The organism is Streptomyces sp. MMCC 100, assembly GCF_041538145.2.
Taxonomy (GTDB): Bacteria; Actinomycetota; Actinomycetes; order Streptomycetales; family Streptomycetaceae; genus Streptomyces.
The window spans coordinates 384,867-402,871 of sequence record NZ_JBGORK020000001.1 but is presented as its reverse complement, the minus strand read 5'-3'; the positions used below and the strand labels follow the sequence as shown (position 1 = coordinate 402,871).

The following is an 18,005-nucleotide window of genomic DNA, read 5'->3' as shown; positions in this document are numbered from 1 at the left end:
GGAGACGACGGGGACGGAACGAGCCGCGGGAGCGCGGCCGGACAAGCCGGGGAAGCCGGGGAAGCCGGGGAAGCCGGAGAAGAGGTCACTTGCCGTAGGCGAGCATCAACTTCTCCTTCGACTCGTCGTTTCCGGTCAGGCGGGTGCTGGAGATGAAGAACCGCCCGTCGACCCAGTCGATGTCCTTGGAGTAGAAGCCGTTCTCGATGTCCGCGACGCCCTGCGGGTTCTGCAGCAGCTTGGCCGGCTTGTGGCCGCTGCCGCCGGTCGGGATGGACACGACCTGGCCGCCCGCGTCGTAGGACGGCTGGACGTACGCGATGAGCTGGTCGCCCTCGACCTTGATCGGCGTCATCGACTCGTCCGCGGGGGACTTGGCGCGCCACTTCTCCTTGCCGGTGGTGAGGTTGATCGCGACGATCTCGTTGGCGCCGCTGGTCGCCTCGGTCGGCAGGTAGAGGGTGTTGTCGGCGACGGTCACGCCCGTGCAGCCCTGGAGGTCGCGTTCGAGGATGGCCCAGCCGCACTCGGGGGCGAAGTCCTCGTCGACGCCGACCTGTTCGAGGACCTTGCCGCCGGAGGTGAAGCTGGAGATGTTCCAGACCTTCTTGTCCTCGTTGGTGGCGTAGACGACGAGCGGGTCGACGGAGTAGGCGCGGGCGATCCGCCAGCCCTTCTCGTACTTGTAGGTCCACAGGACCTTGCCGGTCTTCGGGTCGAGCCCCTGGAGCTCGTCGTGCTCGTTGTTGCCGCCGGCGCCGCAGGAGGCGACCTGGACGAGCTTGTTCGCGCTGCCCGCGAATCCGGCGGGGAAGCAGGCGTCGCCGTACTTCTTCTTGTCGTAGAGCTTCTTGCCGCTCCTGACGTCGTAGGCGGTGCCGGACTGGGAGCGGCCGACCATCATGACGTCGCCGCTGAGCGAGAGTTCGAGGGAGAGCGTGGAGTCGAACAGGTCACCGTCGGCGACCTCCTCGGACCAGCCCTTCTCGCCGGTGGCGAGGTCGATCTCCTGGAGCTGGTTGCACTTGGCGCGGTCGCTGGAGCCGCTCATGTAGGCGACGACGATCTTGTCGGCGGCCGTCTTCTCCGGGGTGACCGAGCAGATCTTCTCCGGGAAGGTGACCGGCTCCCAGGTGGGCTTGCCGTCGCCGACGTTGTAGGCGAAGACCTGCTTGTACGCCGCCTTCACCGCGGCCTTGTCGGTGATCCACATGCCGTCGGCGTCGGCGCCGGAACCGGGGGCGTCGGGCGCCTCCTTGTACCAGAGCACCTTGGACTCGCCGGCCTGGCGGCCCTCGTTGAGGTCCTCGGGGTCCTCGCCGCCGTCGCCGCCGCCGTCACCGGGGTTGACCGGGGCGCCGCCCTTGGAGCCGGAGGGCTTGGGGTCGTCGCTCTTGGCGGCGACGGGCTTCTTGTCCTTCTCGTCGTCACCACCGCTCGCGGTGACGGCCCACACGCTGCCGCCGATGACGAGCAGGGCGGCGACCGCGGCGCCGACGGCGAGGGCGGGCTTGCCCTTGAAGGGGTTGCGGGACCCGGAGCCGCCGGGCGGCGGGGTACCGGGAGCGCCGGGCATGCCGGGGTACTGCTGCTGCGGGTAGCCGTAGCCGGGCTGCTGGCCGTAGGGCCCCGGCTGCTGCGGCTGGGCGTACGGGCCGGAGTTGTACGGTCCGGGCTGCGCGTACGGCCCCGGCTGACCGGGCTGACCGGGCTGGCCCGGCTGCTGCGGATAGCCGTAGCCCGGCTGCGGCGGCGGGCCGGGCGGCGGTCCCTGCGGGGGCGGCGGGGTCGGTGCCCCGAAGCCTCCCGGAGGCGGGTCCTGCGGTGCTCCGAAGCCACCCGGCTGCGGCGGCTGATTCGGCGGCTGGCTCATCAGCGCGTTCCCCCTTATTGCTTACTCACTGATTTTTAGCCACGCCCCGGGTCACGCGCTGGCCCCGGAGTCGTCAAAGGCGATCGTTCGAACTGCCTCGGACCGTGCTCGGACAGTCCTCGGACGGCCTTTCTATCACCCGCGGCCAACGCCCCACCGGGCCGCGTCCGCCCCTGTTCCCAAGGGAGGACCGGCCCGTGATGCCTCTGTTACGCGCCTTCACTCCCCCTTTACACCTCCCGCGCCCCCTGCACGCAGGGGGTTCAGGCGTCCTCGGCCAGTTCCAGCCAGCGCATCTCCAGCTCGTCGCGCTGCCCCGTCAGCTCGCGCAGCTCGGCGTCCAGTTCGGCCACCTTCGCGAAGTCCGTGGCGTTCTCGGCGATCCGGGCGTGCAGCTTGGTCTCCTTCTCGGAGACCTTGTCCAGCTGCCGCTCGATCTTCTGGAGCTCCTTCTTGGCGGCGCGCACGTCGGCGGCGCTCTTCTCGGGCACGGCGGCGGCGGGCTTGGCCGCCACGGCCGGGGCGCTCGACGCGGCGGCCACCTCCATGCGCTGCCGCCGCTCCAGGTACTCGTCGATGCCGCGCGGCAGCATGCGCAGCGCGCCGTCGCCGAGGAGGGCGAAGACCCGGTCGGTGGTGCGCTCGATGAAGAACCGGTCGTGGGAGATGACGATCATCGAGCCGGGCCAGCCGTCGAGGACGTCCTCCAGCTGGGTCAGGGTCTCGATGTCGAGGTCGTTGGTGGGCTCGTCGAGGAAGAGGACGTTGGGCTCGTCCATGAGCAGCCGCAGCAGCTGCAGCCGACGCCGCTCACCGCCGGAGAGGTCGCCGACCGGCGTCCACTGCTTCTCCTTGCCGAACCCGAAGGTCTCGCACAGCTGCCCCGCCGTCATCTCGCGCCCCTTGCCGAGGTCGACGCGCTCACGGACGCGCTGCACTGCCTCCAGCACCCGCCAGTTCGGGTCCAGCTCGGCGACCTCCTGCGACAGGTACGCCAGCTTGACGGTCCTGCCGACCCGCACCTGCCCGCCCGCCGGCTGCTGCTCGCCGTCGCTGCGGGCGGCCTCCGCCATGGCCCGCAGCAGGGAGGTCTTGCCGGCGCCGTTGACACCGACCAGGCCGATGCGGTCGCCGGGGCCGAGCTGCCAGGTGACGTGCTTGAGCAGCACCTTGGGGCCGGCCTGGACGGTGACGTCCTCCAGGTCGAAGACGGTCTTGCCGAGCCGGGACGAGGCGAACTTCATCAGCTCGCTGCTGTCCCGGGGCGGCGGCACGTCGGCGATCAGCTCGTTGGCGGCCTCGACGCGGAAGCGGGGCTTGGAGGTGCGGGCGGGTGCCCCGCGCCGCAGCCAGGCCAGCTCCTTGCGGACCAGGTTCTGCCGCTTGGTCTCCTCGGTGGCGGCGATGCGCTCGCGCTCGGCGCGGGCGAAGACGTAGTCGGAGTAGCCGCCCTCGTACTCGTAGACGTCGCCCTTCTGCACGTCCCACATGCGGGTGCAGACCTGGTCGAGGAACCACCGGTCGTGGGTGACGCACACGAGCGCGGACCGCCGCTCGCGCAGGTGCCCCGCGAGCCAGGCGATGCCCTCGACGTCGAGGTGGTTGGTGGGCTCGTCGAGGACGACGAGATCCTGTTCCTCGATGAGCAGCTTGGCCAGCGCGATCCGGCGCCGCTCACCACCGGAGAGCGGCCCGATGACGGTGTCGAGCCCCTGCGGGAACCCCGGCATGTCGAGCCCGCCGAACAGCCCGGTCAGCACGTCCCGGATCTTGGCGCTGCCCGCCCACTCGTGGTCGGCCATGTCGCCGATGACCTCGTGCCGGACGGTGGCGGCGGGGTCGAGGGAGTCGTGCTGGGTGAGCACCCCGAGCCGCAGCCCGCCGGAGTGGGTGACCCGCCCGGTGTCGGGCTCCTCCAGTCTGGCCAGCATCCGGATCATGGTCGTCTTGCCGTCGCCGTTGCGGCCGACGACACCGATGCGGTCCCCTTCGGAGACGCCGAGGGACACGCCGTCGAGGAGTGCACGGGTGCCGTACACCTTGCTGACGTTCTCGACATTGACCAGATTGACGGCCATTTCTCTCCTGCCTGGGGGATCGCTCGACCCTCCAGGGTAGTCCGGCCGCCGTGGGCCTCAGTCCAGGACCGTGGCCCCGGCCGCCGCCCCCACCGCCGTACGCACGTCACGGCACGTCCCCGACGCCCGCAGCACCCCTGCGATGTCGGAGGCCGACTTGGCGTCCGTGGCGAGGAAGGCCGTGGTGGGCCCCGAGCCCGAGACCAGTGCCGCCAGCGCCCCCGCCGCCCGGCCCGCAGCGAGGGTGTCGGACAGCTCGGGGAAGAGGGAGAGCGCGGCGGGCTGCAGGTCGTTGGTGACGGCGACGGCGAGCGCGGTGGCGTCGCCCTTGGCGAGGGCGTCGAGCACCGCCTGGTCGGCGGCCGGCTCGGGAATGTCCAGCCCCTCCCCCAGCCGGTCGAACTCGCGGAAGACGGCCGGCGTCGACAGTCCCCGCGCGGCCAGCGCGAACACCCAGTGGAAGTCGCCCCCCACCTCAAGCTCCGTCAGCCGTTCCCCGCGCCCGGTGCCCAGCGCCGCCCCGCCGACCAGGCTGAACGGCACGTCGCTGCCCAGCTCGGCGCAGATCTCGAGCAGTTCCTCGCGGGAGGCGCCGGTGCCCCACAGGGCGTCGCAGGCGAGCAGGGCGCCCGCGCCGTCGGCGCTGCCGCCCGCCATGCCGCCGGCGACGGGGATGTCCTTGGTGATGTGGAGGTGGACGTCGGGTTCACGCCCGTACCGTTCGGCGAGGGCGAGCGCCGCGCGGGCGGCGAGGTTGGTGCGGTCCAGGGGGACCTGGTCGGCGTCCGGCCCCTCGCAGGTGACGCGGAGCCCGTCGGCGGCCGGGGTCGCGGTGATCTCGTCGTACAGGGAGACGGCGAGGAAGATGTTGGCCAGGTCGTGGAAGCCGTCGGGGCGGGCGGCGCCGACCGCGAGCTGCACGTTGACCTTGGCGGGGACGCGGACCGTCACGCTCACGTGCTCGTCACTCCCTACTGCTTGTGCTCGGCGATACGCGCGAACTCTTCCACGGTCAGCGCCTCTCCGCGCGCCTGCGGCGACACGCCCGCGCCGACGAGCGCGGCCTCGGCGGCGGCGGCCGACCCCGCCCACCCGGCGAGCGCGGCCCGCAGGGTCTTGCGGCGCTGGGCGAACGCGGCGTCGACGACGGCGAAGACCTCGGCCTTGGACGCGGTGGTCCTGAGCGACTCGGTCCGCCGGACGAGTGACACGAGCCCGCTGTCGACGTTCGGCGCGGGCCAGAAGACGTTGCGGCCGATGGACCCGGCCCGCTTCACCTCGGCGTACCAGTTGGCCTTCACGGACGGCACGCCGTACACCTTCGACCCGGGCCCGGCGGCGAGCCGGTCGGCGACCTCGGCCTGCACCATGACGAGGGTCCGCTCGATGCTCGGGAAGGTGTCGAGCATGTGGAGGAGGACGGGGACGGCGACGTTGTAGGGGAGGTTCGCGACCAGGGCGGTCGGCGCGGGTCCCGGCAGCTCGGTCACGTGCATCGCGTCGGAGTGCACGAGCGCGAACCGGTCGGCGCGCTCCGGCATGCGGGCGGCGACGGTGGCGGGCAGGGCGCCGGCGAGCACGTCGTCGATCTCGACGGCGGTGACCCGGTCGGCGGCCTCGAGCAGGGCCAGGGTGAGCGAGCCGAGACCCGGTCCCACCTCGACCACCACGTCGTCGGGGCGTACCTGGGCGGTGCGGACGATACGGCGGACCGTGTTCGCGTCGATGACGAAGTTCTGGCCGCGCTGTTTGGTGGGGCGCACGCCGAGGGCCGCCGCGAGTTCACGGACGTCGGCGGGGCCCAGGAGGGCGTCGGGGGTGGGGCTGCTCACCCCGCAAGGGTAGCCGGGGGCCGGGCCGCCTCATTCCCGCAGCCGGGCGCCGCGGTCTGCCTCGTCCCCTCAGCCGGGCACCGCGGCCGGCCTCCTCACCACAGCCGGGTACCGCGGCCGGCCTCCTCCCCACAGCCGGGTACCGCGGCCGGCCTCAGCCCCGCAGCCGGGCGCCGCAGTGCGGCCAGGCGTCGGCGCCGCTGCGCACGTACAGCTGCTGCGCCCGGTACGTCTGCTCCGCGGCGGACGCGTCCTGGGGGCGGCCCTCGCCGCCCAGGTCGTGCCAGGTGTCGGTGTCGAACTGGTAGAGCCCGCCGTACGTCCCCGACGGGTCGACGGCGTCCGGGCGGCCGCCCGACTCGCAGGCGGCCAGGGCCTGCCAGTTCAGTCGGTCGGCGCCGTGGACGGAGGCCGGCCGGGGCCGGGTGCCGACCCGCACGATCCGCGGGCTGGGCTCGCGCACCACCTCGGTGCGCAGGCGGCGCGGCTTCTGCCGGACGCCGTTGACCGTGCGCAGGGCGTACGTGGTGCGGCGCAGCCCGGGCCGGCCCGCCTCCTGGACGACCTCGGCGCCCCGGAAGAGCGAGGCGTCCTCGGTCCGTCGCTCGTCGAAGGGGATCGGGTCCTCGCGGATCTCCTGGGACCCGGTGATCCGCAGCACCGTGACGGTCTGCCCGTCGCGCGGGAAGCCGGTCGCGGGGACGGAGGTGGTGTCCTCGCCGCGCAGGGTGACGCCGGCCTCCTCGACGACCTCCCGGACGGTCGCGGCGTTGGTGCGGACGGTGCGGGTCCGGCCGTCCGCCATGACGGTCACCACGCGCTCGGTGCGCACCACCAGGGCGAGGCCCTCGCGTCCGATGCGCCGGGAGGGCTCGGTGGACAGGTACGCGCCCTGGGTCCGTACGCCGAGCTGCCGCAGCGCCCCCTCCACCGTCTCCGCGGTCGTCCACACCTGGCGCCGGTGGCCGTCGAGGGTGAGCAGCACGGGCCGCCCGTAGCGGACGGTGACGTCCTCGCCACTGGTCAGCGGGGTGCCGGGAGCCGGTGCGATGACGTCGTGGGCGCCCACCTGGACGCCTTCCTCGGCGAGCAGCTCGGTCACGTCGTCGGCGAAGGTGTGCAGGGTGCGCGGGGCGCCGTCGACGGTCAGCTCGACGGCCTTGTCCTTGGCGACGAAGGCGGTGGTGCCGCCCGCGAGGAACGCCACGACCAGCGCCCGCGGCAGCAGCCGGCGCAGGGAGGTGTCCGCGCGCCCCGCGCACCGCGCCCGGCGCCGGCGCTCGGCCCGCCCGTCACCCGGCGCGCGGACCGGCTGCGCCTGCCGGACCTGCGGTGCGGTGCCCTGCCGGGGCAGTGCGGGGGCGGTCGGCTCGTGGACGGGCGTCGCGGGCCGGTACGTGTCGCCGTACGGCAGGGTCGGCGCGCTGTGCACGTCGTACGGTGCGAGGTACTGGTGTCCTTCGAGGTGTCCTCCGAGGTGTCCCTCGAACACCTCGGTCGTCTCGAACTGCGTTCCACTCACACCGACACGCTCCAGGGGTCCGGATCGGGACCCAGAACCTAGCGGAGGGTCGGTCACTCTCCAAAGCGACGCGACTACGCAGCGTGTCAGTAGGCGAAGGCGCGGGCCGTGTTCGCGGCGAGGGCGGTCGCCAGGGTGTCCTCGCCGACGCCCCGCACGTCCGCCATGGCGCGCACCGTGACCGGCACCAGATAGGGCGCGTTCGGCCGCCCCCGGTAGGGCACCGGCGTCAGGAACGGCGCGTCGGTCTCCACCAGGACCAGCTCCACCGGGGCCACGGCGAGGGCGTCGCGCAGGTTCTGGGCGTTCTTGAAGGTGACGTTGCCGGCGAAGGACATGTAGTACCCGGCGCGGGCGCAGATCTCGGCCATCTCCGCGTCGCCGGAGTAGCAGTGGAAGACGGTGCGCTCGGGGGCGCCCTCCTCCTTGAGGACGCGCAGGACGTCGGTGTGGGCGTCGCGGTCGTGGATGACGAGGGTCTTGCCGTGCCGCTTGGCGATCTCGATGTGGGCGCGGAAGGACCGCTCCTGCGCCTCCTTGCCCTCGGGACCGGTGCGGAAGTAGTCGAGGCCGGTCTCGCCGACGCCCCTGACCTGCGGGAGTGCCGCGAGCCGGTCGATCTCCGCGAGGGCGTCGTCGAGGGCCGCGTCACCGCCGGGCTGCCGCGCTCCCTGCCGCGACCACCCGTCGGGATCGCCGTGCACGATGCGCGGCGCCTCGTTGGGGTGCAGGGCGACGGTGGCGTGGACGGCGTCGTACGCCGCCGCGGTCTCGGCGGCCCAGCGGGAGCCGGCGAGGTCGCAGCCGACCTGGACGACGGTCGTGACGCCGACCGAGGCGGCCTTGGCGAGCGCCTCGTCCACCGTGCCGGACTGCATGTCGAGGTGGGTGTGCGAGTCGGCGACCGGCACCCGGAGGGGCTCGGGGAGCGGGGGCGCGTCGTTCTTGTCGGACCGGCCCGAGGCGTTCGAAGGCATACCTCGATCCTACGGAAGCTCCCGCGCGCCCCCGCAGGGTCGGCTAGCTCGCCCTGCGGTGGAGGTGGAGGGCCTGCAGCAGGTCGGTCAGGTGCCACTGCCGGTGTCCGGCGCCGAGCCCCGGCGCCCCCAGCCCGGGCGCCTCGGGCACCTGCGACGGCCGCGGCACCAGGGGCACCTCGAGCGGGCCGGCCGGCGGCACGCGGCGGGCCCCGTGGGTGGTGCCGCGCACCGAGGCGACCCGGCCCGGGCGCATGATCCGTACGACGTGGTTGTCACAGGTGGCGCAGGTCGGCCGGGTCAGCGGGGAGGGTACGACGCGGCCGTCCACGACGTAGAGCACGAACTCGCGGCCGTCGGTGTCCGTGTGGTGCTCGATCTCGAACGACTGCTCCCAGCCGTGCCCGCAGCGCATGCAGGCGAAGGAGTACGACTCGTGGACGACGGCGGTGGCACCGGCACGCGCTCCGGTCCGCACGGCGCTCTCACTCATGCTCATCCCGGCTCCTTCGGCTCGTTCTGCTCCTTCCTCCAGTGGACTCCTCCACCAGCGGGAAAGCACCAGGTGCGGCCTAGTATTTGAGCCGATTTGGGCTGCCCTTGGCGGGAGTGCCCGCGAGGTCAGGGGCGGGTCAAGAGCAGGGCGGTCCGGGTCAAGAGCGAGGTGGTCCGGGTCAAGCCGAGCCCTTCAGATCCCCGCGTTCTTCTCCGCGTTCGTCTCTGCGTTCGTCTCCGCGTTCGTCTCTGCGTTCGTCTCTGGGTTCTTCTCCGCGTTCTTCGCCGCCACCACCGCGTCGAACACCTCCCGCTTGGGCACGCCCACCTGGGCCGCCACCGCGGCGATGGCCTCCTTGCGCCGCTCCCCCGCCTCCTCGCGCACCCGCACCCGGCGCACCAGTTCCCCGGCGTCGACCTCCTCGGCCCCCTTGTCCGGCGCCCCCTCGACGACGACGGTGATCTCACCCCGCACCCCTTCGGCGGCCCACGCTGCCAGCTCACCCAGTCCGCCCCGCTTGACCTCCTCGTACGTCTTGGTCAGCTCCCGGCAGACGGCGGCCCGCCGGTCGGTGCCGAAGACCTCGGCCATGGCGGCGAGGGTGTCGTCGAGGCGGTGCGGGGCCTCGAAGTAGACGAGGGTCCGGCGCTCCTCGGCGACCTCGCGCAGCCGGGTCAGCCGCTCGCCGGCCTTGCGGGGCAGGAAGCCCTCGAAGCAGAACCGGTCGACGGGCAGCCCCGACAGGGCGAGCGCGGTCAGCACGGCGGACGGGCCGGGAACGGCGGTGACGCGGACGCCGCGCTCGACGGCGGCGGCGACCAGCCGGTACCCGGGGTCGGACACCGACGGCATCCCGGCATCGGTGACCAGCAGCACCCGCGCTCCGCCGACCAGCTCCTCCACGAGCTCGGGCGTACGGGCGGACTCGTTGCCCTCGAAGTACGACACGACACGCCCCGCGGGTGCGACGCCGAGCGCCTGGGTCAGCCGGCGCAGCCGCCGGGTGTCCTCGGCGGCGACGACGTCCGCGCCGGCCAGTTCCGCGGCGAGCCGGGGCGGGGCGTCCTGGACGTCGCCGATGGGGGTGCCCGCGAGTACAAGGGTTCCAGTCACTCCCCCATCCTCCCAGTCCTCCCGGAAGGGGAACGTATCCGCACCCAGGAGGCCCATGCGCGGGACGCGCACAGCGCGGTTCCCTACGATGGCGCGGTGACCAGTACCGCGTCCTCCACGGACACCCGGCAGGGCCAGGCCCCGCACGACGAGTGGCCCACCTGGCAGCAGCGGCTGCGCCGCTTCGGCTACACGGCGGGGCCCGCGGCCGACGACGTCCGCGACCGGCTGGTGCCGCCGTACACGAGCCCGAGTCCGCGCCTGTGGGCCTTCCTGGGCCTGTCGAAGCCGCTCACCGGCAAGATCGTGCGCTGGTCGGCGTGGGGCGGGCCGCTGCTGGTGGCGCTGCTCGCGGGGGCGCTGCGGTTCTGGAACCTGGGCAGCCCGAAGGCGGTGATATTCGACGAGACGTACTACGCCAAGGACGCGTGGGCGCTGATCCACCACGGTTTCGAGGTCAACTGGGACAAGAACGCCAACGACCTGATCCTGAACTCGGGCGGCGACGTCCCGATCCCGACCGACGCGGCGTACGTCGTCCACCCGCCGGTCGGCAAGTACGTCATCGGCCTCGGCGAACTGCTGTTCGGGTTCGACCCGTTCGGCTGGCGCTTCATGACGGCGCTGCTCGGGACGCTCTCGGTGCTGCTGCTGTGCCGGATCGGCCGCCGCCTGTTCCGCTCCACGTTCCTGGGGTGCCTGGCGGGCGCCCTGATGGCGCTGGACGGCCTGCACTTCGTGATGAGCCGCACCGCGCTGCTGGACAGCGTGCTGATGTTCTTCGTGCTGGCCGCCTTCGGCTGCCTGGTCGTCGACCGCGACAGAGCGCGCGCCCGACTCGCCGCCGCGCTCCCGGTGGACGAGGACGGCCGCGTCCGCCCGGACGCGCACATCGCGGAGACCCTCCGCCTCGGATGGCGCCCCTGGCGCCTGACGGCGGGCCTGATGCTGGGCCTGGCGGCGGCCACCAAGTGGAACGGCCTGTACATCATGGCGGCCTTCTGCGTGATGGCCGTCCTGTGGGACGTCGGCTCCCGCCGCGTGGCGGGCGCCCACCACCCCTACCGCGCGGTGCTGCGGCACGACCTGGGCTGGGCCTTCCTCTCCACGGTCCCGGTGGCGCTGGCCACGTACCTCCTCTCCTGGCTCGGCTGGATCCTCTCCCCCTCCGACGGCAGCGGCGGCTACTACCGTGACTGGGCGTCGAAGGACGGCGCGAACAGTTCCTGGTCGTGGCTCTTCCCCGACTGGTGGCGCAGCCTGTGGCACTACGAGACCCAGGTCCTCGAATTCCACACCCACCTCACCTCGCCGCACACGTACCAGTCGAACCCGTGGAGCTGGATCGTCCTGGGCCGCCCGGTCTCCTACTTCTACGAGTCCCCGTCGGCGGGCTCGGACGGCTGCCCGGTCGACACGGGCGAGAAGTGCGCCCGCGAGGTCCTGGCCCTGGGCACCCCCCTCCTCTGGTGGGTGGGCTGCTTCGCCCTGCTGTACGTCCTGTGGCGCTGGCTCTTCCGCCGCGACTGGCGCGCCGGCGCCATCGCCTGCGGTGTGGCGGCCGGCTACCTCCCCTGGTTCCTGTACCAGGAGCGCACGATCTTCCTCTTCTACGCCGTCGTCTTCGTCCCGTTCCTGTGCCTGGCGGTGGCGATGCTCCTGGGGGCGATCATCGGCCGCCCGGGCTGCACGGACACCCGCCGCGTGGCGGGCGCGACGGGAGCGGGCGTCCTGGTGCTGCTCATCGCGTGGAACTTCATCTACTTCTGGCCCCTGTACACGGGCACGGCGATCCCGATGGAGGAGTGGAGATCGCGGATGTGGCTGGACACGTGGGTTTAGCTGGGCAGACGCCCTGTGGGGGAGCGGGGTGGCGCCGCTCCCCCGACGGCGATTGTCGGTGACGGCCCGGACGAAGGCGGGAGTGGGCTTCGGAGCGGCCGGGAATCTCACCGCCGACTTCGTACAACCTTCACCTACTGGTGCATGTCTAGTTGTACACGGCATGTACTACGCCGTACTGAACCCAGGAGCACTTTCATGTCCAGCGATGCGCTGATGACCTTCAAGAGCCACATCGAAGGCAAGAACGCCGACGTGGCCATCTATCACGACCGGGTCGAGTGGGCCCGGGGCGGCATGAGCGCCAAGAAGCTCACGGCAGGCTTGCTGACCGGTGGCGCATCGCTCCTGGCCACGGGGGTCCGCAGCTCCAAGGCGGGCAGCGAAATGATTCCGGTCAAGAGCATCTCCAGCGTGGTGACCAAGCGGGACGGCCTGCTCTACACCAAGGTGGTCGTGGTGGCTTCGGGCAACACGATCGGTTTCCGAGTCCCGCATGACTCGGCTCCCGGTATCAAGGCGCTACTCACCGACTTGGTGCTCGGGAAGGTTCCTGCCACTGGCCAGGCCCCTTCCGCCGCCGCTCATCCTGTTCAGGCGGTGGCCCCCTCGTTGCAGGGGAGTACGCCTGTCGAGCAGTTGCGGCAGCTGGCGGAACTGCGAGATGCGGGGATCCTCTCGGAGGAAGAGTTCGTGACCAAGAAGGCAGAGATCCTCGCCCGCATGTGACGCATCGCCGTGATGGTTGCGAAGCGGTCAGCCGCTGCAATGGCGTCGCCGGCTGGTTCGGGGTTCGCAGGTGTCCGCGGGCTCAGCAAGCCCACTGTCCCTGCCAAGAGCCCGAGCGCATGGACGAACTCCGCGCAGAGGTCGGCATCGAGCCCTTCGCAGCCCACGTCGCCAAGTTCGCGACGACCTGACGCCCACGGCCGCGTAGGGCGCCTACACCCGGCCGGCTTCCGCTCCGCCGTCGCACCCACGGCGTCACCTACCGGTGCCGCTTTGTGTACGACCAGGTCACCGCGGTCATCAGCACAGGGATGGCGAGCAATGGGGCGAAGGCGAGTGCCCAGACGGTCTGTGCCGTGCCTCTGTCATGACCTCGGACCCGGCACATTCCGGTCAGCCCCAGCTTCCCCTCGTGTGGGCCATCGGCGAGCTGCGCGCTGCCCTCAACAGGGGTTACGGCTTCCCTGGCGATGCCGATGACTTCGAGGCGGACTTGGCCCGTGAGATCGACCATGCCGATCCCGCCGACCTGTCCGGCGCCGTCCGCCTCGTGGAGGAGTTCCGTGGTCGGTTGATCGCCCGCCAGGACCCCACCTTCAGCGTCTCTGTCGCCGCAGCCGTCGCAGAAATTCAGGCGACCCGGATGATGAGCCAGTGACCGCCGAGCGGGGATGAGGAGCGGCTGCCCAGCCGATCACTCGTCCGAGGCGAGGGACAGCAACCGCACCGGGCGCCCTTTCCAGTCCGCGGGGCTGACGGTCGCCACAACAGCGCCGTGCGGGCGTTCCTCCGACGGCTGGGCGACATGCTGCGTGTGCGGGAGGCCCCACCCGTCCATGCCCGACAGGCTCAGCACGGCGCTCAGGTCCAGGGGGAGGATGTCGACTGCCGGGAGCTGCGCGACGTGCTCAGCCAGCCCCGGATATGTCCGGTCCGCCTCCACCAGCGCGCACGCCGCCGCGTACAGGCGGGTCCCGGGACTGCTGGTGGCCTGGTAGACCAAGCGGGACACCAACGGATTGCCTCGCAGGGAGACCAGCGCACCGGTGTCCAACACGATGTGCAGGTCGTTCACGCGGTTGTGGCCTCCGTGATACGGCGAGCGAGGATCGCGTCCGCCTCGGCATCGGGTACGGCAGGGTCGTATCCGGTCCACTCCTGAAGGATCTGCCGCGTACGTTCGGCTTCCTCGGCCCGCTCGGCCGGAGTCCTGACCGTCTCCGCGAGCTGGTCGAGCCAGGCACGCAGGCTCATCCCTTCTGCTTCGGCAACGGAGGCAAGCCGGTCGCGAGTCTCGGACCGTGCACGGATGGTGGCGTCTGACATGCTCGGCCGCCTTCCTGTGTGTAGGGGTGTGTCCACGCTCCCCACCCTATCCTCATGTGTACGCACACGTACACGTATACGTCGTGGACTCAAATCCATCCGACCCCGGCGACTCCCCCGGTCTCCTTTAGGCCACCAAACGGAAACAGCCGTACCGCTGGTCACCCCCTGCACCTAGAGTGCACCTACAACTACTTCTGAACGCGTTCAAGAAGGCGGGCGGAAGACCTGACGGGGAGGGGACTGCCATGGGCAGGGGGGTAAAGGTCGCCGTCATAGGCGGGGTGTTGGCCGTGATGGTGGGCGGTGCCGGGTACGGCGCCTACAACGTGGTGTCGGCGCTGGACGGGGGCTCGGGGGCCACGGCGTCGGAGCCCAGGAGCGGGCCGCCGAGTGCGGACGAGGTCGGGGAGACGACGGAGAAGTTCTTCGCGGCCTGGGAGAAGGGCGACGCGACGGCCGCCGCGGCGTACACGAACAACGCCTCGGTCGCCGGGACGCTGTTGACCGCCTACGGCGAGGACGCGCACATCACCGGCGTCGAGATCACGCCGGGCACGGCGGCCGGCACCTCCGTGCCGTTCACGGTGAAGGCGAAGGTGTCGTACGAGGGGACCACCAAGCCGCTCAGCTACAAGAGCCAGTTGACCGTGGTGCGCGGGGAGACCAGTGGGCGGGCGCTGGTGGACTGGGAGCCGTCGGTCGTGCATCCCGACCTGAAGGACGGGGACACCCTGGTCACCGAGGAGTCGGCGACGCCGCAGATCGAGGCCGTCGGGCGGGACGGTGCCGTGCTGACGAAGGAGAAGTACCCCTCGCTCGGGCCGGTCCTCGCCAAGCTCCGGGAGAAGTACGGCGACAAGGCCGGCGGCACCCCCGGCGTCGAACTGACGGTCCGGCACACGACCACGCAAGCGCCGGACACCCCGCTGCTGACGCTGACCGAGGGCGAGCCCGGCAAGCTCCGGACCACGCTCAGCGCGAGCGTGCAGGCGGCGGCCGAGAAGGCGGTGAAGCGCTACGGCGAGTCCTCCGTGGTCGCCGTGAAGCCGAGCACCGGAGAGGTGCTGGCCGTGGCGAACAACCGCCAGGACGGCTTCAACGCCGCGTTCCAGGGCAAGGTCGCCCCCGGCTCCACCATGAAGATCATCACCGCGGCCATGCTCATCGACAACGGCGTGACCGAGATGAACGGCCCGGCACCCTGCCCCGAGACCGCGACCTGGCAGAGTCAGACCTTCCACAACATCACCACCATGACGCCCGACGAGAGCGCCACCCTCGCCAACACCTTCATGCGCTCCTGCAACACCGGCTTCATCAAGCTCGTCGACGAGAAGCCGCTCACCGACTCCTCCCTGACGCAGGAGGCCGAGGAGCGCTTCGGGCTCGGGCAGAACAACTGGCAGACGGGCATCGTCTCCTTCGACGGCAGCGTCCCCGCCTCCGGCGGCCCGGACCGCGCGGCCAACGCCATCGGGCAGGGCCAGGTCCAGATGAACCCGCTGAACATGGCCTCGGTCACCGCGACCGCCATCACCGGCGAGTTCCACCAGCCCTACCTGGTGCCGTTCGACCTGGACGACCGGAAGCCGGCCACCGCCAAGGGGCTGCCGCAGAACACCGCATCCCAGCTCAGGCAGATGATGCGGCTCACCGCCACCCAGGGCACCGCCGTGACCGCCATGTCCGGGCTCCGCGGCGACATCGGCGCCAAGACCGGGTCGGCCGAGGTCGACGGGCAGACGGTCTCGAACGCCTGGTTCACCGGCTTCCGCAACGACATCGCGGCGGCGGCCATGACCGAGGAGGGCGGCCACGGCGGCGACGCGGCCGGGCCGATCGTCGCAGACGTGCTACGAGCCGGCGGCTGACACGGACCGGTGGCCGTGACTGCCCTTACCGTGGTCGCCGTTGCCGGAAGGAACCGGCACCGAGGGCGCGCGCGTCACTGAAGACACCGTAGGCATCATCATCGCAGGCACCGAGGAACGGGACACCGTGGGCAGCAGAAGGGCCGCCGCCGAGCGGCGCAGGACGAAACCCGCCGTGATCGGCAGCGTGGCCGCGGTGGTCGTGGCCGGCGCCGGGTTCGGTGCCTACGCGATGTACGGCGGCGGGGCGGACGGCGAGGACGGCGCGCGGACCAAGTCCGCGGCGGCCGCGGAGAAGGTGAAGTCGGGTCCGCTGACGGAGGCCGAGGTCACCTCGACGGCCCAGCGGTTCCTGACCGCCTGGCAGAAGGGCGACGTGGCCGGCGCGGCCGCCGCGACCGACGACGCCGAGGCCGCGAAGGCGCTGCTCACCGGGTACACCAAGGACGCCCGCATCAAGGACGCCACCTTCACCGCGGGCACCCCGGCCGGGGAGAAGGTCCCGTTCGCCGTGAAGGCCACCGTCGCCTACGAGAAGGCGACCGAACCGCTGGCGTACGACAGCGCGCTGACCGTCGTACGCCGGGACGGCGACGGCGAACCCCGCGTCGACTGGCAGGCCGCCATTGTGCACCCGGAGCTGCGGGACGGCGACAAGCTGGTCACCGGGAAGGCCGGTGATCCGCCGGTCAAGGCGCTGGACCGGGAGGGCGCGGAGATCACCGCCGCGAAGTACCCGTCCCTCGGCACCGTCCTGGACGGCCTGCGCGACAAGTACGGCAAGAAGGCCGGCGGTACCCCCGGCATCGAGTTGCGCGTGGTGCGCGGCGAGGGGGCCGGGGACGGTAAGGGCTCGAAGGAGTCCGGGGCCGGTGACCTCGCCGACAAGACCCTGCTGGAGCTGAGCAAGGGCACCCCCGGCACGCTGAAGACGACGCTCGACCCCGCCCTCCAGGCGGCCGCCGAGAAGCAGGTGGACGGCAAGAAGGGGGCGTCGGTGGTGCTGCTGCGCGCCTCCACCGGCGAGGTCCTCGCGGTCGCCAACGGCGGGCACGGCTTCAACACCGCCTTCCTGGGCTCGCTCGCCCCCGGCTCCACCATGAAGGTCGTCACGGCGTCGATGCTGCTCGAGAAGGACCTGGCGTCCGTGAACGAGAAGCACCCGTGCCCGAAGTACTTCAGCTACGGCGGCTGGAAGTTCCAGAACGACGACAAGTTCGAGATCAAGGACGGCACCTTCAAGGCGAGCTTCGCCCGCTCCTGCAACACTGCCTTCATCAGCCAGGCCCCGGAGTTGAAGGACGACGACCTGACGAGGCAGGCCAAGGAGGTCTTCGGCCTGTCCATGAACAACTGGTCGGTCGGCGTGTCCACCTTCGACGGCAGGGTGCCGGTGCAGAGCAAGGCCCAGATGGCGGCCTCCCTCATCGGTCAGGGCGGCGTGCGGATGAACCCGCTGAACATGGCGTCGGTGTCGGCGACCGTGAAGTCGGGCAGCTTCCACCAGCCGTACCTGGTCGCCCCGTCGGTCGACGGGCGGGCGCTCGCCACGGCCTCCCGCACGATGTCGGGCAGCACGCTCGGCGCGCTGCGCGAGCTGATGTCGTACACGGCGGCGTACGGCACCGCGGCGGAGGCCATGGCCGGGGTGAGCGGTGACGTCGGCGCGAAGACCGGCTCCGCGGAGGTCGACGGGCAGGAGAAGCCCAACGGATGGTTCACGGCGTACCGGGACGATCTGGCCGCGGCCGGCGTGGTCCAGCAGGGCGGGCACGGCGGCGACACCGCGGGGCCGATCGTCGCGGCGCTGCTCAAGGCGGGCGGCTGACACCCGCCGTCCGCCGTCGCGCGGGTCAGTGCGCCACCGGCTCCGCGGCGGCCGCCCGGTAGGTGCGGCGCAGGAAGCGGATCAGCGCCTTGTTCTCGAACTGGACCACCGAGCAGCCCTGCGGGGAGTGGAACTCGACCACGGCCTGCACCCGCCCGCACGGCCACACCCGTACCTCGCCGCTCCCGGCGGGCGCGCGCAGGCCCTGTTCCAGCAGCGCGCGGGAGAAGGTCCACTCGCGGGAGCGGGACGCACGGCCGCCCCTCCCGGGCAGGGCGACGCACACCATCGAGGGATCGAGCTCGGGGTCGTAGCGCAGTACGACGGGTATCGCACCGCCGTCGTCCTGGTCGGGGAGGTCCGCGTCCGTCAGGATGTGGGCTCGTGCGTACTGTTCGACTACGGACATGGGGTCGCCCCTTACGCTCTGCCACCTGTGTTGAAGCTGTGCGTCCACCCCCACTCCAATGTCCCATATTTCCCGGATCACGCCCTGTGAGCCGTATATCACATGC

Annotated in this window: 16 protein-coding genes and 1 pseudogene; 6 read left to right on the top strand and 11 right to left on the bottom strand. The window is 71.6% G+C overall.

The window, feature by feature from the left end; translation table 11 throughout:
- Positions 1–85 precede the first annotated feature (85 nt).
- The 8 genes from ABS735_RS02010 to rsmI all read right to left on the bottom strand — a co-directional run bounded on the left by ABS735_RS02010 (position 86) and on the right by rsmI (position 9,891).
- Positions 86–1,873 carry an outer membrane protein assembly factor BamB family protein gene (locus ABS735_RS02010; RefSeq protein ID WP_373902848.1) on the bottom strand — a complete coding sequence of 596 codons (1,788 nt, stop codon included), beginning with the start codon at positions 1,871–1,873 and terminating at the stop codon, positions 86–88.
- 263 nt (positions 1,874–2,136) lie between these two features.
- Positions 2,137–3,951 (bottom strand): ABC-F family ATP-binding cassette domain-containing protein, encoded by a 1,815-nt coding sequence (locus ABS735_RS02005; RefSeq protein WP_373902847.1) that lies wholly within the window; start codon positions 3,949–3,951, stop codon positions 2,137–2,139.
- Positions 3,952–4,008: 57 nt separating this feature from the next.
- Positions 4,009–4,908, bottom strand: a complete 900-nt coding sequence (locus ABS735_RS02000; RefSeq protein ID WP_373902846.1) for a 4-(cytidine 5'-diphospho)-2-C-methyl-D-erythritol kinase — start codon at positions 4,906–4,908, stop codon at positions 4,009–4,011.
- 14 nt (positions 4,909–4,922) lie between these two features.
- A complete protein-coding gene (rsmA, locus tag ABS735_RS01995) occupies positions 4,923–5,783 on the bottom strand; it encodes a 16S rRNA (adenine(1518)-N(6)/adenine(1519)-N(6))-dimethyltransferase RsmA (RefSeq protein WP_373902845.1) in 861 nt (286 codons plus the stop codon).
- A gap of 154 nt (positions 5,784–5,937) precedes the next feature.
- The gene (locus tag ABS735_RS01990; protein WP_373902978.1) at positions 5,938–7,275 is read right to left on the bottom strand and encodes a ubiquitin-like domain-containing protein; all 1,338 of its coding nucleotides are present in this window, start codon (positions 7,273–7,275) and stop codon (positions 5,938–5,940) included.
- Positions 7,276–7,391: 116 nt separating this feature from the next.
- Entirely contained in the window at positions 7,392–8,282 is an 891-nt protein-coding gene (locus tag ABS735_RS01985) for a TatD family hydrolase (protein WP_373902844.1), read from the bottom strand.
- 43 nt (positions 8,283–8,325) lie between these two features.
- A complete protein-coding gene (locus tag ABS735_RS01980; RefSeq protein WP_373902842.1) occupies positions 8,326–8,781 on the bottom strand; it encodes a hypothetical protein in 456 nt (151 codons plus the stop codon).
- 189 nt (positions 8,782–8,970) lie between these two features.
- Positions 8,971–9,891, bottom strand: a complete 921-nt coding sequence (rsmI, locus tag ABS735_RS01975; RefSeq protein ID WP_373902841.1) for a 16S rRNA (cytidine(1402)-2'-O)-methyltransferase — start codon at positions 9,889–9,891, stop codon at positions 8,971–8,973.
- A gap of 96 nt (positions 9,892–9,987) precedes the next feature.
- On the opposite strand from rsmI, the gene ABS735_RS01970 reads away from it, so the two are divergent.
- The 4 genes and pseudogenes from ABS735_RS01970 to ABS735_RS01955 all read left to right on the top strand — a co-directional run bounded on the left by ABS735_RS01970 (position 9,988) and on the right by ABS735_RS01955 (position 13,120).
- A complete protein-coding gene (locus ABS735_RS01970; RefSeq protein WP_373902840.1) occupies positions 9,988–11,733 on the top strand; it encodes a dolichyl-phosphate-mannose--protein mannosyltransferase in 1,746 nt (581 codons plus the stop codon).
- Between the two features lie 198 nt (positions 11,734–11,931).
- Positions 11,932–12,462 carry an SHOCT domain-containing protein gene (locus ABS735_RS01965; RefSeq protein ID WP_373902839.1) on the top strand — a complete coding sequence of 177 codons (531 nt, stop codon included), beginning with the start codon at positions 11,932–11,934 and terminating at the stop codon, positions 12,460–12,462.
- A gap of 98 nt (positions 12,463–12,560) precedes the next feature.
- Positions 12,561–12,653, top strand: a pseudogene (locus ABS735_RS01960) (DUF6624 domain-containing protein); the annotation flags it as partial.
- Positions 12,654–12,874: 221 nt separating this feature from the next.
- On the top strand, positions 12,875–13,120 hold the full coding sequence (locus ABS735_RS01955; RefSeq protein ID WP_476755821.1) for a hypothetical protein: 246 nt from the start codon (positions 12,875–12,877) through the stop codon (positions 13,118–13,120).
- 36 nt (positions 13,121–13,156) lie between these two features.
- Here ABS735_RS01955 and ABS735_RS01950 read toward each other — a convergent pair whose 3' ends face one another.
- Positions 13,157–13,537 carry a PIN domain-containing protein gene (locus ABS735_RS01950; protein WP_373902838.1) on the bottom strand — a complete coding sequence of 127 codons (381 nt, stop codon included), beginning with the start codon at positions 13,535–13,537 and terminating at the stop codon, positions 13,157–13,159.
- The gene (locus ABS735_RS01945) at positions 13,534–13,716 is read right to left on the bottom strand and encodes a hypothetical protein (protein ID WP_373902837.1); all 183 of its coding nucleotides are present in this window, start codon (positions 13,714–13,716) and stop codon (positions 13,534–13,536) included. Before ABS735_RS01945 ends, ABS735_RS01950 begins: the two co-directional genes overlap by 4 nt.
- A 320-nt stretch (positions 13,717–14,036) precedes the next feature.
- Between ABS735_RS01945 and ABS735_RS01940 the strand changes: the two genes are divergently transcribed.
- Positions 14,037–15,662 carry a penicillin-binding transpeptidase domain-containing protein gene (locus ABS735_RS01940; protein WP_373902836.1) on the top strand — a complete coding sequence of 542 codons (1,626 nt, stop codon included), beginning with the start codon at positions 14,037–14,039 and terminating at the stop codon, positions 15,660–15,662.
- 127 nt (positions 15,663–15,789) lie between these two features.
- A complete protein-coding gene (locus tag ABS735_RS01935) occupies positions 15,790–17,490 on the top strand; it encodes a penicillin-binding transpeptidase domain-containing protein (RefSeq protein ID WP_373902977.1) in 1,701 nt (566 codons plus the stop codon).
- Between the two features lie 25 nt (positions 17,491–17,515).
- On the opposite strand, the gene ABS735_RS01930 is transcribed toward ABS735_RS01935, so the two are convergent.
- Complete coding sequence (locus tag ABS735_RS01930; protein WP_373902835.1) at positions 17,516–17,899, bottom strand: SsgA family sporulation/cell division regulator; 384 nt, start codon at positions 17,897–17,899, stop codon at positions 17,516–17,518.
- Between the last annotated feature and the right edge of the window lie 106 nt (positions 17,900–18,005).

Excerpts from the sequence above, each read along its gene's own strand:
- ABS735_RS01965 (WP_373902839.1), top strand. The coding sequence starts at position 11,932 with ATGTCCAGCGATGCGCTGATGACCTTCAAGAGCCACATCGAAGGCAAG.
- ABS735_RS02005 (WP_373902847.1), bottom strand. The coding sequence starts at position 3,951 with ATGGCCGTCAATCTGGTCAATGTCGAGAACGTCAGCAAGGTGTACGGC.
- ABS735_RS01980 (WP_373902842.1), bottom strand. The coding sequence starts at position 8,781 with ATGAGCATGAGTGAGAGCGCCGTGCGGACCGGAGCGCGTGCCGGTGCC.
- ABS735_RS02010 (WP_373902848.1), bottom strand. The coding sequence starts at position 1,873 with ATGAGCCAGCCGCCGAATCAGCCGCCGCAGCCGGGTGGCTTCGGAGCA.
- ABS735_RS01985 (WP_373902844.1), bottom strand. The coding sequence starts at position 8,282 with ATGCCTTCGAACGCCTCGGGCCGGTCCGACAAGAACGACGCGCCCCCG.
- ABS735_RS01930 (WP_373902835.1), bottom strand. The coding sequence starts at position 17,899 with ATGTCCGTAGTCGAACAGTACGCACGAGCCCACATCCTGACGGACGCG.
- ABS735_RS01940 (WP_373902836.1), top strand. The coding sequence starts at position 14,037 with ATGGGCAGGGGGGTAAAGGTCGCCGTCATAGGCGGGGTGTTGGCCGTG.
- ABS735_RS01945 (WP_373902837.1), bottom strand. The coding sequence starts at position 13,716 with ATGAGCCTGCGTGCCTGGCTCGACCAGCTCGCGGAGACGGTCAGGACT.